This window comes from Sphingobacterium paucimobilis HER1398, assembly GCF_000416985.1.
GTDB lineage: Bacteria > Bacteroidota > Bacteroidia > Sphingobacteriales > Sphingobacteriaceae > Sphingobacterium > Sphingobacterium paucimobilis.
Window position 1 is genome coordinate 534837 of record NZ_ATDL01000022.1, and the last position, 15232, is coordinate 550068.

A 15232-nucleotide genomic window follows, 5' to 3' on the forward strand; every position below is an offset into this window, starting at 1 on the left:
AACATGCAGATACGAAGACTTACCACAGAAGATATTCCTGCTTTACTGGAATCGGTTAATGGTGCCTTTGCGGACTATATCGTCCCTTTTCAACTTAATGCCGAACAACTGGAATTTAAGATACGTTCGGAGGACATTCTTATGGATTATTCCGTAGCTGTGTTTGATGAAGAGAAACTTATTGCATTCATTATGCATGGTGTACGTCATCATAATGGCGCTTATGTTGTCTACAATGGAGGTACAGGAGTACTTCCCGATTATCGGGGCAAAGGGCTTGTAGGAAAAATGTATGCGCATATTCTTCCTTTCCTGAAAGACAAAAAAACAGAAAAAATAGTACTGGAGGTTATTGAAAGCAACCAATCTGCCATCCGAGCTTATGAAAAACAGGGCTTCAACGTCAATCGTAAGCTGCTGTGTTTTTCCGGGCAATTCGCGTTACATCCTACTCCACAGGCAGCTGCTATAGTACCTCTAGAAACACTTCCCTGGATGGATCTTCCTACTTTCTGGGATATTACTCCAAGCTGGCAAAGTGATATACCAAGCATGATGACTACGGCTCCGAACATAATGGGGGCTTTCGTAGAGGAACAACTTATTGGTTATGTACTTTTTAATCCAACTAAAAAAAGGATATATCAACTGGCTGTGGCTCCTGCATATCGTCGTAAAGGTATTGGCCAGCAGCTTTGTGCTGCTGTACAAAGTCTTATTCCGAATGATACACTAGAGATCAATAATGTAGACGAGGCCAGCACTGGTTTAAAACTATTTTTCGAAAGACAAAGACTGACCAACGATATCAATCAATTGGAAATGGTTATGGCAATAGTGAAGTAATGATACGATTAGCACAGGAAAAAGATTATGACCGTATGGTCGAGATTTGGCTGGAAGCGTCCATCAAAGCGCATGACTTCATTCCTTCAACATATTGGGAAGATGGAGTTTCTGATATGCGAACGGTGTACCTACCGCAGAGCCAATCTTGGGTTTATGAGGATGAACAACAGCAGATACAGGGCTTCGCTTCGGTATTGGACCATCATATAGCCGCATTATTTGTCAATAGTCAATTGCAGGGCCAAGGAATAGGATCTCTCTTGATCCGGTTTTTAAAAACAACATCCCGAAAACTCTCCTTGAATGTATATGCAGATAATAAGGAAGCTGTAGATTTTTATAAAAAACATGGATTCCAAGTTGAGGAGGAGACGATGGATGAGGCCACTTTCGCTAAGGATCTGGTGATGAGTTGGACTACTGAGTTATACACCCCTTAAAGTATTACAATGGAAGAGCACCTACATAACTTCTATCTCGATAAATCGGAACCGAGTAAAAGTTGCTTGTTAGCCTTGCGTTCAATCATCCTTCGTAGAGATACTCATATGGTGGAAACCACCAAATATGGTATGCCTTGCTTTTGTTATAAAAACAAGGCATGCTGTTATCTTTGGGTTGATAAAAAGAACGCTGAGCCTTACATTCTTTTTGTCGAAGGAAACTTATTGGCACATCCTGAACTTGAGGTAGGCGACCGCTCACGTATGAAAATATTACGTATTGATCCCACTCAGGACATTGCGATTGATACCGTGACCGAAATACTAGATGACGCTTTGGAACTGTATCGCAACGGTACGATTAAAACCAAGGGCTAAGTTTTACTTAGCCCCTAGCCTGAACTCTGTACATTCCGAAAACCACTAATACTAATAATATCGCGAAGAGCAAATAGCGTACCGCCAGATCTGCCTGTGTAGATACATTACCGCTGATAGAAATTAACGAACTTGCTATCGAGGTAATAATATATACCAATCCTCCCATCAGCCCTCCTGCCGTACCGGCATTTGCTGGAAAAAACAGCATACTACTCGTAAAAAATGTAGTAAATAAAACACCCGAGATAATATGGATTAAGAACGCAAAGCTTACCATAATGTAGATACTCTGATAAAAGCAGCTTACTACCAATAGACTCACTATGGCCGTCAACTGAACAGCTATAGGATAGGCGACCCGTTTTTTGAATGCCATGTTCATACGACGCTTTGCGATAAGCCCTCCAATCACCCACGAAAACCCGAGCAGTAAAGTACAGTAGCCGATCGTTACCGAGGTAAAATGAAAGGTGTTCTCAATAATAAATGGACCTGTTATATTAAATAACATGACGATGGAATAGCTCAGCCCCAGTACAAGAATACCAAGGATAAACAGCTTGTTCTGTAGCATTGTTTTATACACCTTGACATTCTCGCCAATACTTATCTTTTTCTTCTGTGCTATGCTTTCTCCACTGTAAAACAACTCCAGCAAGAGCAATACAGCTGCATATCCCGCCAGGAAATAAAAATTGGCTTTCCAATGGAATATCTTTTCGAGGTAGCCTCCTAAAAACGGCGCCAATATAGGACCACAAGACCATACAATGGTAAAATAACTTAAGTAATTTTTAAGACGCTCCCCTTGGTATAAGTCGGCAAATAATGCCCTAGTAGCCACTACCAGTATAGATACAGCTATTCCCTGTATCGCTCTCCATAGACAGATAATAAAAACACTATCGGTATAGGTGATAGCCATGCTGCTCAACAAAAGGATGAACAAGGCTAATAATCTAGGGCGATAACGACCAATGCTATCCAAGATACTGCCGATAAACAGCTGCGAGATACCATAACTCAACAAGTATGTCGTCAAGGTCAATTGAATATCTCGCTCGTCAACACCAAGGTTTCTGGCCATTGCCGGAAATGAAGGTAAATAAATATCCGTTACAAACCCCGATAGCGGCATCGATATAAATGCCATCAGTGTTACCAATTTAATCCGTTCCTGCGAAGCCTGTCTCAACATATCATTTGATTTATTATGGAACAAAAGTAGAGACTATCTCCTATTCACACATTTTACCTGACAAAGCAATAATTATAAAAATCAAAGATTACTTACTTTCCTGACGAAACCGTAGCGGAGCAACCTGCGCATTCTTCTTAAAAAAGTTATTGAAATGTGTTGGTTCCTCAAAACCCAAGGTATATCCGATTTCTGCGACATTCCAGTCGGTATAGGTTAGCAGATTCTTGGCTTCTTCGAATACCTTTCTTTTGATAAGCTGGGTCGTCGTTAGATTCGTAACTGATTTGACAGAAGCATTCAGGTGGTTGACATGCACATGTAAGCGAGTGGCAAAATCTGCTGCTGTACGCAATTCGAGTGGATAAGCGGGCGAATCCAACGGAAACTGTTTATGAAGCAACTCATCAAACATACGGTAAAGGCGTACAGGCCCCGACTGATTCTCTACCTCCAAATCATCAACACGCCATTCCAATGCCAAGTGCAATATCGCGGCGAGATTGCTTTTTATAGCATTACATCGAAATGGGTAATTGGAATGGTTCAATCGGTACATATTGTTTAAAAACGTCGTTACCGTCTGCAGCTGCTCTTCATCCAGGAAGATAATCGGTTTACTCCACTCTTTGAAAAGGGATGTTTTCTTGAAGGGTTCGAAAGCCTGACTTCCCGAAAAAAATTCTTGGTTAAACAGGCAGAAATAGCCTTCTTGCTGATTGGTGTCGCAGACCCAGGAATAAGGAATATTAAGTGCCGGCAAGAATAAAACAGGACGGTCTATATACAGTTCATGTTTACCATACTTGAACCATCCCTTCCCGATGATTAAACTAATTTTATAAAAATCGCGACGATTATAAGGGGTTTTAAAATCGCAGTATTTGCGTGGCGAAATATTAAAATGTGATTTTCCAATTTCGAAATCATTGATTTCACCGTTGCTATCGTGTAGATGGCTCAACCGTTTGTAGTAATCTTCTAATGTTTCTAGCCGTTCACTCATGTAAACACAAAACTACAAAAATCAAACATTAATCGTTAAAACCAAAAATCTATCTAATGTAAAGATTGCTTCGCACAGCTCGCAATGACGTACTAGTATAGGCGTCACTGCGAGGGTTAAGTTTTTTAACAAACACAGAGGAGGTTTGATGACAGTAAAAGTAAACGTCACCTCGACCTTGTGGAGAGGTCTATTAACTGCATAGGGTTAATACATAGCTTGTAGATCTCTCCACTACGGTCGAGAGGACGACATAGTTTCCAAACGAAGCTCGCGAGCTCACCGTAGATAATCTGTCATTGGTAGGGAATGAAGCAGTCTCTATAAAACAGATTGCTTCGCACAGCTACCAAGGACGTACTAATGATTACTTCTTGTATTCTCTTTGCAATACGGCAAAAATCTCTCCATCGACAAAACGTCCTTTTTCAAAGAAGTAATCCCGCAGTATACCTTCGGATGAAAGTCCTACTTTTTCCAATAATTTACGCGAAGCGATATTTGCAGGATCGATAAAGGCTTCTATACGATTCAACTTAAACTGCGAAAAACCGTAATCCAATATACATTGAATTGCTTCGGTCATCATTCCTTTTTGCCAAAACCGGGGATGCAGTTCATATCCTATCTCTGCCCGGCTATGCTCGGTGGCAAAATTATGAAAACCACAGGTACCGATCAGTGCTTCAGGCTCTTCCTTTAGGCAGATAGCCCAACGGATGCTATCTTTCTGGGCATAGCGATCCTCCCAGCTCTTAACGAGGTCATGTGCTTCCTTAATATCCTGAAATGTAGGTAGGTCGAAAAATTCTGTAACCTCATCTTTGGAAAAATAGGAATACAGCGCCTCCGCATCGGAGGGCTGTATTTGTCTTAACTGTAAGCGTTCAGTACTTAACAGTGGAAATTTATCAAAACTCATAAGCCATAAAAGTACCTAAAATTACAACCAGGTGTTGAACTTTTTAATAAACCAATTCTTGACTACCTGGGTAAGTAAGCAATACGATACTAATATTCCGATCAACCAAGGGAAGTAACTAAGTGGCAATGGCTGCATCTTTAATGCTTCTGCAAATGGTGAGAATGGCAATAGAATACCGATCAACATAATCAGTGAAGTCAACGCTACTACCGGTGCCGCTGCCCAGCTCTGTATAAATGGAATCTTACGGGTACGTATCATGTGAATAATCAACGTCTGCGACAGCAATCCTTCTACAAACCAACCCGTCTGAAACAGGGTTTCATGCTCTGGGCTATTGGCTTTAAAGACGAAATACAATACGGCAAACGTCGCAAAATCGAATATAGAACTAATCGGGCCTATATATATCATAAATCTGGATACACCTGCCGCATCCCATTTACGTGGCTTTTGGATGAAATCTTCGTCCATTTTATCCCAAGGGATAGATATCTGCGAGATATCGTACAACAGGTTCTGGATCAACAGGTGCATGGGCAACATCGGCAGGAAGGGCAAAAAAGCACTCGCCCCCAACATACTGAACATGTTTCCAAAGTTACTGCTAGTCGTCATATTGATATACTTGATAATATTACCAAAGGTCCGTCTTCCGTAGATGACACCTTTACGCAATACCATGAGATCCTTCTCTAATAAAATAATATCTGCACTTTCTTTAGCAACATCGACAGCGGTATCAACACTGATACCAACATCAGCTTCTTTCAATGCTGCGGCATCGTTGATACCATCCCCCATAAAGCCAACGGTATGTCCTTTATCCCGTAATGCTTTGACAACACGTACTTTTTGAAGCGGGTTGAGCTTAGCGAATACCGACACGGACTCCACACAGTTACTCAAATCCTCATCCGACATCTGCTCCAATTCGGCTCCACGTACAATATGCTGTACAGGAATACCGATATCTTTACATATCTTCTGGGTCACTGTTTCATTATCTCCTGTCACCACTTTTACTTCTACGCCCAACTTATGCAACGCCTCGATAGCTGGTTGAGCTGATGGCTTGGCGGGATCCAAGAAACCGATGAAACCTGTTAAAGTCATTCCTTTTTCATCTCCAATACCATAAGTCAGCGGGTGTGATGCATCAAACTCTTTAATAGCTACAAGGAGTACACGCAGACCTTCATCGTTCATTTTCTTGGAAGTCTGCAATACAATCCTACGCATGGTATCATCCATTGGAATGGCCTTATCATTCTCGACATGGAGGCTTCTATCTTCTCCTGGCTCAAAAGCATAATCACAAAGTGCCAACATTTCCTCTACTGCACCTTTACAGATCAACAAGTGTTTGCCATCGTGTTTTTTCAGGATGACCGACATACGACGGCGCTCAAAATCAAAAGGTATCTCATCTACTTTCAGATACTGCTCCTCGACCTTCAGGTAATCATGCAATTCGACATGTTCCAACACGGCTTTATCCATTAGATTTTTAAGTCCGGTCTGATGAAAGCTATTCAAATAAGCCCATTTCAACACCTCATCGTCTTCAATACCATACACATTAAGGTGTTTTTCAAGGACGATTTTATCAAGGGTCAATGTACCTGTCTTGTCTGTACATAACACATCCATCGCTCCGATATTCTGTATAGAGTTCAGGCGTTTGACGATCACCTTACGCTTGCTCATATTGACGGCTCCCTTTGCCAGGTTAGCGGTGACAATCATGGGTAGCATCTCTGGTGTCAACCCTACGGCTATTGCTATCGCAAATAGTAGCGCTTCCAGCCAGTCTCCTTTGACTAAACCATTGATCAGGAATATGACCGGAACCATCACTAACATGAAACGGATCAGCAACAGACTGACATTATTGATTCCCTTATCAAAGCTGGTCTCTGGTCTTTCACTGGTAATGGATTTACTGATACTACCGAAATAAGTGTAATTGCCCGTAGCCACGACTACAGCCATCGCTGCACCACTCACCACATTGGTTCCCATAAAACAAAGGTTACGCAATTCTATGACCTGCATATTTTCTGCGTCGCGCACAGGCAGATGATGCTTTTCTACAGGCAATGCCTCTCCTGTGAGCATACTCTCACTCACAAAAAGATCCTTACTGGTAAGGATACGGCAGTCTGCAGGAATCATATCTCCTGCAGACAGGTAGACGATATCTCCAGGTACCAACTCCGCAATTGGAATTTCCCTTTTTACCTTAGACTTACGCGACACGGTAGCAGTGGTTTTCACCATTCCCTTAAGCTTTTCGGCGGCGCTATTGCTTCTAAACTCTTGGATAAAACGTAATAGTACGCTTAGGAATACCATAACCAATACGACTGTAACGGTCATATAATCCTTCTCGTGCGTAGGAGCTAACCATACATCAATGATAAAAGATACTAAGGCTATTGCCAATAATATATAAATAAAGGGGTTGGCAAAAGCCTGGAGCAACTGTATATACCACTTGGGCGCCTTTTGATGCTGTACCTCATTAGGGCCAAATTTTGCACGTCGGTCTTCGGCGATACGATCGGTAATGCCCTCCTCATTGGTCTCCAACATAGCATACACCCATTTGTCATCCTGTGCAGAAGCATTCCGCAATTTGGTCACGGTTCCTAGGTTCATACCGCTAGAGCCTAGTGTTGTTTGGAGTGCATCCTTAATCCTGTTGTTCATCTTTAATGCCATAAGATTCTCTGTTTATTGTAATTTCAATGCGTCAAAATCTGTTAATAATCGTCTCTATTGGAATTTCTCTTCCTATAATTCCGACTGCGCGCCTATAATCTCCCAGCTCACCTTCGCTACTTTTTCCTGTATCGTCAGGCGGCTGGCAACACTTTCGATTAAGCTATCCTGCGGGGTCACTGCTCTGATAATAGCTGTGATTATAACATACGACTTATCTTCGCTATCGTCACTGGCCAATGACTTTAGCAGTACTCTGTCCTCATTGCTCAACATCTGCATCAAGGATACCCGAACGGCATTCTCCACATCTGTATTACATTTGAGCTTAATCATATAATCCACCTGTTCGTGCTCCGACTTGGAGAAGCTAATGCGTCCTAAAAACAAACCAAGCGGTCGTAACAACAAGTGGGTCAATATTATTGCCAGAGCTACCAAAGTCGCCTGTGGATACAATCCTACTCCACATAGGGCACCTACAGCAGCAGAACACCAAATGGTAGCCGCTGTATTCAAGCCCTGTACCGTCCCCCCATCTTTCATGATAACACCTGCCCCCAAGAAACCGATACCACTGACGATATAGGATGCTACTCGACCAGTCGCATCTCCAGCAATCTCGGCAGCGAGTAATAAGAAAGAGGCAGCACCCAATGATACTAATGTATTGGTACGGAGTCCGGCGCTTCGCTGGCGCCATTGTCTCTCTATACCTATTAATGCGCCTAATAAAAAAGCGACGGCAAGTCGTGTTGCAAAGTCAAGAATTCCCATTGTCACAGATTTTTATTGTTTACAAAAACAAAGATCCTATAACAACAACAAAATAACCGTTAGAGTGTTGGTAGAAAAAGATTAGAATTTTATTAGAAAGGGATGGGGTGGTTTATAAATGTGGTAATTTGAGATGAAATGTTGTTCCTTTCTGCGGGGTAGAATCGATCTGTATGCTTCCGTGATGTAAGGAGACAATTTTATGGGTCAGGGAGAGACCGATACCATTGCCGTCAGTAAAAGTTTTGTTCTCCCCTCTAAAAAAAGGCGTAAATATGCGCTCGATATCTTCTGCTGAGATTCCGATGCCATTATCCTCAAATGTCAGAAAGACATCTGTTTTATCAAATCCAATGGATACGGTACACTTGTGTTCGTCAGAGAATTTGCACCCATTGTCGATAAGGTTGGCAAAAGCCACTTTGAGTAGATAGGCATTCCCCTGAACAGAGATGAAGGTATCGTCTTCAATCTCGCCATCGAATTCCAGACCTATTCTATAGGAGGGCTCAGCCGACTGTACCTGTTGCAGCGCATCGATCAATACTTCGTCTATACGTGTCGGCTTGAATGTTATTTCTGTTGGATCATAACTTGCCTTGGCCAGATCCAGTAGACTATTGGACAATTTGGTCAAGCGTTTAGCATCATTTAGCGCTCTATCAATAATCAATTTATAATCTGCAATAGCCTGGTCCTTGGAAGTCGATAGTTCCAATTCAGCGATTATAGCAGCCAAGGGGGTACGTAGCTCGTGGGCGATATTAGACACGAAATGCTTCTGGGCATCAAAAGAACTCTCTAAACGATCCAACATACCGTTGAATGTATCGGCCAAGCGTGCCAATTCGTCGCCATTAGCCGAACTCTCGATACGTAAATCTAAATTCGTAGCTGATATATTCCGTGCCCGCTCTGTCATGGCATTTATCGGCCGGAAGAAGCGTCTGGAGAAATACTTACCCGCTATATATATAATCAACAGCGCTACGACCAACCCGACCAGCATCGCCTTTAAGAGATAATCAAGCTTACGGTAGCCGTATTCATCATAGGCTGCCGCTGTCACGATATAGTCTTTACCCTCATACGGATATAATAAACCTATTACCTGCCATTTGTCCTGATAGAAATATAGCTTTTGCTCCTTTGCCAACTTGCTGAGCATATCGGGTGTTTCCTTCACAAAATCGATATCAACCGCATCATGGTATAGGAGGTTGTGCTCGGTATCATATATCGCAACCTCGACCTCATTTAGAATCTTACGGTTATTGTGGTATATATCCTGCAGAGTCTGCTTATCGACGCGTGCATTCAAAAAAACATTGGCCTTCGTAATGGCCTCTTTCTCTAAAAGTGCATAGAATTCCCGTTCGCGGTTATTCACTGAAGTGTGATATACCGCAAAAGCGAACAACAAGAGAATAGCTCCTGTAATCGCTGTAAAAACTAAGGTAAGCTGCGTCCGAATCTGCATTAATCCTGCTTTAATATGAACCCCATTCCCGATTTAGTATGAATGAGCTTCGTATCAAAATTCTCATCCACCTTTTTTCGGAGGTAATTTATATATACATTGATAAAATTAGTCCCTGTATCAAAATGCGTATCCCATACTTTCTCTGCTATTTCTACGCGAGACAATACCCGTTCTGGATTCTGCATCATGTACTCTAAAAGCTTAAATTCCTTAGGTGTCAGATTAAGCTCCACCTCTCCCCTTTTTACCACCTTGGTATGTAGATTCATTTCCAGATCACCATATTTCAAAATGAATCCTGTTGGTGATGCAGGTCTTCCATTACGTTTTAATAATGCCCTTACCCGCACCATGAGCTCGCGCATTTCAAACGGTTTGACCAAATAATCATCTGCTCCAGCATCAAAGCCTTCAACTTTATCGTCTGTTGTCCCTAAAGCAGTAAGCATTATAATAGGCACATCGGGTTTAATCTGTCGGATTTCTTTACATAAATCCAATCCATCCATTTTCGGCAAGATGATATCCGTAATGATTAATTCGTAATCGTTCTGTAACGCCAATTTTTTAGCAGACAATCCATCATAGGCAATCATCGATGTAAATCCTTGTTCGTCCAACCCCCGTTGAATCAACTCTGCTACACGAATATCGTCTTCGACTATTAAGATGTTCATACGTAAATACTGTTAATAGTAGTCCAAAACTAAGTAAATATATTCAATTTGACTATCCTCTGAAGCTTTGCTTTTACCCATTGTCCGAAATAGGAAGTAGACATGTTATAAAATACCTGCACTTTGATATATAATTAACTTCCCTTGTAGCTTAATTGTTTTAAGCACCGTTATAGTTCTACAATCAGAAACTAAGTTATTATGAGAAAAATCATTATCCTATTGATAGCCGTAACCTTTGTATTGGGCTGTAAGAAATCAGAAGAGAAAGTAGACATTCCCGATTGTATTGGAGAGATGGTCAAACGTTATGAGAAGGAGTTGAAATGCACCAAACAAGGATCTATGGAGACCAATCTATACCGTGGTACCTATAAAAATCAGCAGGTATATTTCGCTCACACAATATGCCAAAACTGTAATGTAGTCCCTCCTCAACATGGTTACGACTGCTCGGGAAAGAAGATTGATTTCAGTGACTACCAAGAGGTAAGTGATATAAAAGAAGTGTACAACAGTTGCACCAAAAAGGTGACCGAATAAACTCTACTTGATTTTGAGGTTATGTCTTTTATCGAAAGGCATAACCTCACTTTCACTTGCTAGACCATCACATTATAAGTCGGGTCTTCTATTATATTGACATCGATCACTCCCTCGGCATTTTTCAACAGCTTACGGCAGTCTGCGCTGAGGTAACGTAATCGAAGCGTTTTACCTTGTTGATGATATTTTTCGGTCAGCTTATGCAGTGCATCTATCGCTGACATATCTGCTACTTTACTCGCTTTAAAATCTACGATTACTTCATTCGGGTCTTCTGCCACATCAAACTTCTCCATAAAAGCCGTAGTCGAACCGAAAAAAAGAGGTCCCATTATTTCGTAATACTTCACCCCCTGCTCATCGGTGTATTTGCGTGCGCGAATCCGTTTTGCATTCTCCCAAGCAAATACCAAAGCGGATACAACCACACCGACCAACACAGCCAATGCCAGATTATGAAGGATTACCGTTATTGCAGCTACCAGAATACCGACAAAAATATCTGATTTGGGAAATTTATTGATCACCCGCAGGCTAACCCATTGAAAAGTCTTAATAGCGACGATCATCATCACACCGACCAATGCGGCCATAGGAATCTGTTCAATAAATGGAGCGCCAAATAATATCACCAACATAATGGTAATAGCACCAATGAAAGCAGATAGACGGGTACGGGCTCCTGCTCCGATATTGACCAAAGTTTGCGCAACCATAGCGCAGCCTCCCATACCACCGAAAAAACCGTTTGTGATGTTAGCGATACCTTGAGCTACTGCTTCACGGTTGGACTGTCCTTTTGTATTGGTAATTTCGTCTACCATATTCAATGTCAACAGCGATTCGATAAGACCTACCCCCGCCATAACCAATGCGTAGGGAAAGATAATCTGTAGTGTCTCTAGGGTAAATGGAAGCTGTGGTATATGAAATGAGGGTAAAGAACCGCTTACAGATGCTATATCTATTACTTTTTTGGTATCGATGTGAAAGAACGATACCAATGCAAAGATGATTAAGATAGCAATTAGTGAAGCCGGTACAGCTTTTGTAATTTTGGGCCACAACAATACGATAGCAATAGTCAATACCGTCAACCCAAGCATCCAATATAAGGGAATACCTTGCATCCAGACAGCGACACCATTTTCTACGGTTTTAAACTGTGCGACCTGTGCCATAAATATTATTATAGCGAGGCCATTCAGAAAACCATACATAACAGACTGAGGGATAAGACGGACAAATTTCCCTAACTTAAATAATCCGACCAAAGTCTGTAACAACCCGGCCAAGATAACTGCAGCAAATAGATATTGTACACCATAAGACGAAGCTAAAGCAATCAACACGACTACAGTAGCACCGGCACCTCCTGAGACCATACCTGGCCGCCCCCCTAAGATTGCAGTTACCAATCCCATTAAAAAAGCAGCATAAAGACCAGTAAGTGGTGAAAGCCCAGCAAGTATGGCAAATGACAATGATTCTGGAATCATGGTCATTGCAACAGTCAATCCTGCTAAAATCTCGTTTCTATAATTTATTCCTTTGTTGAAACCCAAGACTACCTGTATTCTCTGCATAAACTCAAACAAAACTAAAAACGTAGACCGATACGGATATAGGGCAATACGGCTTCATTGGAAATACCCCAAGCAGCCTGTATCAGCATCAGATCAGCAGGGATAAAATAGACACCACCACCATAACCATGATGCCATGACTGCGATTTTTCCTGCGACATCCAAACACGACCTACGTCATAAAAGCCGACTAGACCTACAGTGCCTGGTACAAGATAGGAATCGTAACTAAATAATTTGGCACGCATCTCTAGATTATTATAGACCATCGTCTTACCTGTAAAGCGTCTGGAATTAAATCCTCGAAGACTGCCTTCGCCTCCAAGCTGAGCATGCTGAAAGAAGTAGGGATCGCCCCATACCGCCTCTAGGCCAGTACGGTTCGCTAATGTAGCTACATCTTTTCCAAAAGTATGGTAAAAGCTAAATGCGGTATTCAGATAGGTATGCTGTTTCCTATCACCTCCTGTCTCTGACTGCCAACTCACCTTAGCATAGGCATGCATTCCTTCTTTGGTATTTTCCATATTGTCTCGTCCATCGTAGTCTATCCCCACTTTGGCTCCCGTAAAGAATTTACTTCCGTAAAAACTTTCTGTGGGATGTTCGTTTTGATAGTCACCCAAGAACCGTCCGTTATTTTTACTTTCTTGTGCATTAAAATAGGTGGAAGACGAACCATAGCCCAACCGCAACTTGTTAGAGAGTGGGTATAGCAAGGCTACATCCGCATCCACTACATCGTAACGGTTTCGGTAATAATGTATACCTCTGTCTTCTCCTTTTTCATACACAGTATTATTGCCGTAACCAAAGAAGTTGCTCAGATTGAATGGTCCTTGGGATTCGATATCGATGTACAGATCCTGCTTTCCCCAGATTGATTTTGCTATCCCCTGATAACTTAACATAAAAGACTCTCTCCCTGTTAGATAACTTGCCTTAAGAATATGCTTGATGGCAAATGGAGATTTTCGGAACCCCTGATTCTCGATGATATAACCAAGCCCCATGATCAGCCCACGGTCAATACCGTAATTGACATCTACCAGGACTCCTTTACGATCGTATACAAATGAATTATAATCGTATGCGTGAATAGCGGTATCATTACGTAATCGATACTTTATACCCATTTTACGGGGAATCGTATTTAATGATGCATCCTTGTCATCGTATAGATACAATTTCTTCCTATTGGAAAATGAGGGTTCGATGTTGTAATCATCTTTTCCATCACCACCGACTATACGCACCTTTATTGGTGACTTGCCGTTGCCATCGATGGTATAGCTATCTGTACCGCCTATTCCATAAATCCGTAATTCCTTGGTTTCATGTGGAAAGAAGTTTCGTTCTAAAAGCTTTCGGCCTTCGGTACCATCTTTCTTTTTATTATTGACCTTCAATGCTACTGTACCGTCTTCCCTATAGTCGAGTTTTACGAACTCGTTTTTAGCAGACAATGGAATATCTACAACATTTGCCAAAGCTTTATAATACGCTATCCCTGTCGTCTCCATATCATCCCTTCTGGAACGGATGTTATGCACCAATTCTTCGGCACTGAGCTTTACTATGGTATCCGGCATAGCTAACATCGCACGCTGAATCAACGAATCGGTCAATGCCTGTTGAACAAAACGAATCTCTTTCTCCCAATCCGATTGGCTCAAGTGATTCAAAAAGAAACGGTCAAAATGTCTAGCATTGAAATTCCAATGGGAGATATTTCTGATATGGGGGCTAAACGGCTGCAGATGTGCTTTCAACCATTGATGAGACAATAAAACAGGGAATACTCCGGAAGTTTTGTAATACACCTTATCCCGATCTCTAGGAACTGGTGTATAGGTCTTTTTGCCCTTTTCCTTTTCTGGATCCCAACGCCAATTGTCTTCATGCCTATCCCAATCTCCCAGTATCATATCCAGTAATCTGGCCCGTAATGTCAGGTCTTGTTCTACCTGGGTATCGTTGTCTTCGAGTACCTTACGGATTACCTTGAGGGTATTGTCTGTCTTGCTATCTTCAAAAGGCATCCGAGGTTCAAAAATATAAGCTCTATTCTTGAAAATGTCCCTAAATTCGCCCAAGCGCGGATCATCTCCTACATACACCAACTCGGGTTTAGCATGAGGAATATCCAAGGCTTCATTAAAAGGAGGCACCGTCAATGCGCCGAAAGGATGGGTAATAGAAATCTGATCTTGAACGATATCTTTTATAATCGTCTTTCTAAGACTCTCCGGTAGACTCCGTTCAGGATACTTTTGGATAGAACGTAGTACCCATTCGCGACCATTAGGGTCTACCAAACGTAAAGACTGGGTCTGCATCCCTCCCCCGAGCTTGACAATCTCCAATCCTCCCTTTTCGATGCTCAAATCCATTACCCGCATAGGGACAGGTGTGTTATATAGTTTTCGGTAACTATCGCCAAACCAAAACCGACGGACTGGACCTACTTTGTCATACTCGGGAGCAATCAATGCTGTAGTACTATCTGCCTTTTGGGCATATGTATCCGTGCCGAATGTACAGCCCAACAAACCTAAAAACAGGATATACTGGATTTTATTTCCGACTGATATCATCTTTTTCCTGTGAACTTGCATAAATAAGTGCTTTTTA

13 protein-coding genes are annotated in these 15232 nt (G+C 41.8%); 4 read left to right on the forward strand and 9 right to left on the reverse strand.

Translation table 11 applies throughout. The features are described from left to right. The first annotated feature begins 3 nt into the window (after window positions 1-3). The 3 genes from M472_RS44005 to M472_RS44015 are packed head-to-tail and all read left to right on the forward strand — an operon-like array spanning window position 4 to window position 1670. Window positions 4-846: a GNAT family N-acetyltransferase gene (locus M472_RS44005; RefSeq protein WP_021072371.1), complete on the forward strand. Its 843-nt coding sequence runs from the start codon at window positions 4-6 to the stop codon at window positions 844-846. Next, window positions 846-1289, forward strand: a complete 444-nt coding sequence (locus M472_RS44010) for an N-acetyltransferase (RefSeq protein ID WP_021072372.1) — start codon at window positions 846-848, stop codon at window positions 1287-1289. Before M472_RS44005 ends, M472_RS44010 begins: the two co-directional genes overlap by 1 nt. Window positions 1290-1298: 9 nt before the next feature. Then, window positions 1299-1670 (forward strand): DUF1801 domain-containing protein, encoded by a 372-nt coding sequence (locus tag M472_RS44015; RefSeq protein WP_021072373.1) that lies wholly within the window; start codon window positions 1299-1301, stop codon window positions 1668-1670. A 7-nt stretch (window positions 1671-1677) separates the two neighbouring features. Here the strand turns inward: M472_RS44015 and M472_RS44020 are convergent, their stop codons facing one another. The 7 genes from M472_RS44020 to M472_RS44050 form a co-directional block, all read right to left on the reverse strand. Beyond that, a complete protein-coding gene (locus tag M472_RS44020) occupies window positions 1678-2871 on the reverse strand; it encodes an MFS transporter (protein WP_021072374.1) in 1194 nt (397 codons plus the stop codon). A gap of 88 nt (window positions 2872-2959) precedes the next feature. After that, window positions 2960-3877, reverse strand: coding sequence for a helix-turn-helix domain-containing protein (locus M472_RS44025; protein WP_021072375.1), 918 nt, complete (start codon window positions 3875-3877; stop codon window positions 2960-2962). A 367-nt stretch (window positions 3878-4244) separates the two neighbouring features. Continuing rightward, on the reverse strand, window positions 4245-4799 hold the full coding sequence (locus M472_RS44030; RefSeq protein WP_021072376.1) for a GNAT family N-acetyltransferase: 555 nt from the start codon (window positions 4797-4799) through the stop codon (window positions 4245-4247). A gap of 21 nt (window positions 4800-4820) precedes the next feature. Beyond that, on the reverse strand, window positions 4821-7529 hold the full coding sequence (mgtA, locus tag M472_RS44035; protein ID WP_021072377.1) for a magnesium-translocating P-type ATPase: 2709 nt from the start codon (window positions 7527-7529) through the stop codon (window positions 4821-4823). A 72-nt stretch (window positions 7530-7601) separates the two neighbouring features. Next, window positions 7602-8306, reverse strand: a complete 705-nt coding sequence (locus M472_RS44040) for an MgtC/SapB family protein (RefSeq protein ID WP_021072378.1) — start codon at window positions 8304-8306, stop codon at window positions 7602-7604. A 112-nt stretch (window positions 8307-8418) separates the two neighbouring features. Beyond that, the gene (locus M472_RS44045) at window positions 8419-9786 is read right to left on the reverse strand and encodes a sensor histidine kinase (RefSeq protein ID WP_021072379.1); all 1368 of its coding nucleotides are present in this window, start codon (window positions 9784-9786) and stop codon (window positions 8419-8421) included. Further along, the gene (locus M472_RS44050; RefSeq protein ID WP_021072380.1) at window positions 9786-10466 is read right to left on the reverse strand and encodes a response regulator transcription factor; all 681 of its coding nucleotides are present in this window, start codon (window positions 10464-10466) and stop codon (window positions 9786-9788) included. The genes M472_RS44045 and M472_RS44050 overlap by 1 nt, the downstream gene beginning before the upstream one ends. A 201-nt stretch (window positions 10467-10667) precedes the next feature. On the opposite strand from M472_RS44050, the gene M472_RS44055 reads away from it, so the two are divergent. Continuing rightward, the gene (locus M472_RS44055) at window positions 10668-11009 is read left to right on the forward strand and encodes a hypothetical protein (protein WP_021072381.1); all 342 of its coding nucleotides are present in this window, start codon (window positions 10668-10670) and stop codon (window positions 11007-11009) included. Between the two features lie 59 nt (window positions 11010-11068). On the opposite strand, the gene M472_RS44060 is transcribed toward M472_RS44055, so the two are convergent. Further along, window positions 11069-12598: a SulP family inorganic anion transporter gene (locus tag M472_RS44060; RefSeq protein ID WP_021072382.1), complete on the reverse strand. Its 1530-nt coding sequence runs from the start codon at window positions 12596-12598 to the stop codon at window positions 11069-11071. A 14-nt stretch (window positions 12599-12612) separates the two neighbouring features. Beyond that, entirely contained in the window at window positions 12613-15216 is a 2604-nt protein-coding gene (locus tag M472_RS44065) for a BamA/TamA family outer membrane protein (protein ID WP_021072383.1), read from the reverse strand. Window positions 15217-15232 lie beyond the last annotated feature (16 nt).

Excerpts from the sequence above, each read along its gene's own strand:
- M472_RS44005 (WP_021072371.1), top strand. The coding sequence starts at position 4 with ATGCAGATACGAAGACTTACCACAGAAGATATTCCTGCTTTACTGGAA.
- M472_RS44010 (WP_021072372.1), top strand. The coding sequence starts at position 846 with ATGATACGATTAGCACAGGAAAAAGATTATGACCGTATGGTCGAGATT.
- M472_RS44015 (WP_021072373.1), top strand. The coding sequence starts at position 1,299 with ATGGAAGAGCACCTACATAACTTCTATCTCGATAAATCGGAACCGAGT.
- M472_RS44020 (WP_021072374.1), bottom strand. The coding sequence starts at position 2,871 with ATGTTGAGACAGGCTTCGCAGGAACGGATTAAATTGGTAACACTGATG.
- M472_RS44025 (WP_021072375.1), bottom strand. The coding sequence starts at position 3,877 with ATGAGTGAACGGCTAGAAACATTAGAAGATTACTACAAACGGTTGAGC.
- M472_RS44030 (WP_021072376.1), bottom strand. The coding sequence starts at position 4,799 with ATGAGTTTTGATAAATTTCCACTGTTAAGTACTGAACGCTTACAGTTA.
- mgtA (WP_021072377.1), bottom strand. The coding sequence starts at position 7,529 with ATGGCATTAAAGATGAACAACAGGATTAAGGATGCACTCCAAACAACA.
- M472_RS44040 (WP_021072378.1), bottom strand. The coding sequence starts at position 8,306 with ATGGGAATTCTTGACTTTGCAACACGACTTGCCGTCGCTTTTTTATTA.
- M472_RS44045 (WP_021072379.1), bottom strand. The coding sequence starts at position 9,786 with ATGCAGATTCGGACGCAGCTTACCTTAGTTTTTACAGCGATTACAGGA.
- M472_RS44050 (WP_021072380.1), bottom strand. The coding sequence starts at position 10,466 with ATGAACATCTTAATAGTCGAAGACGATATTCGTGTAGCAGAGTTGATT.
- M472_RS44055 (WP_021072381.1), top strand. The coding sequence starts at position 10,668 with ATGAGAAAAATCATTATCCTATTGATAGCCGTAACCTTTGTATTGGGC.
- M472_RS44060 (WP_021072382.1), bottom strand. The coding sequence starts at position 12,598 with ATGCAGAGAATACAGGTAGTCTTGGGTTTCAACAAAGGAATAAATTAT.
- M472_RS44065 (WP_021072383.1), bottom strand. The coding sequence starts at position 15,216 with ATGCAAGTTCACAGGAAAAAGATGATATCAGTCGGAAATAAAATCCAG.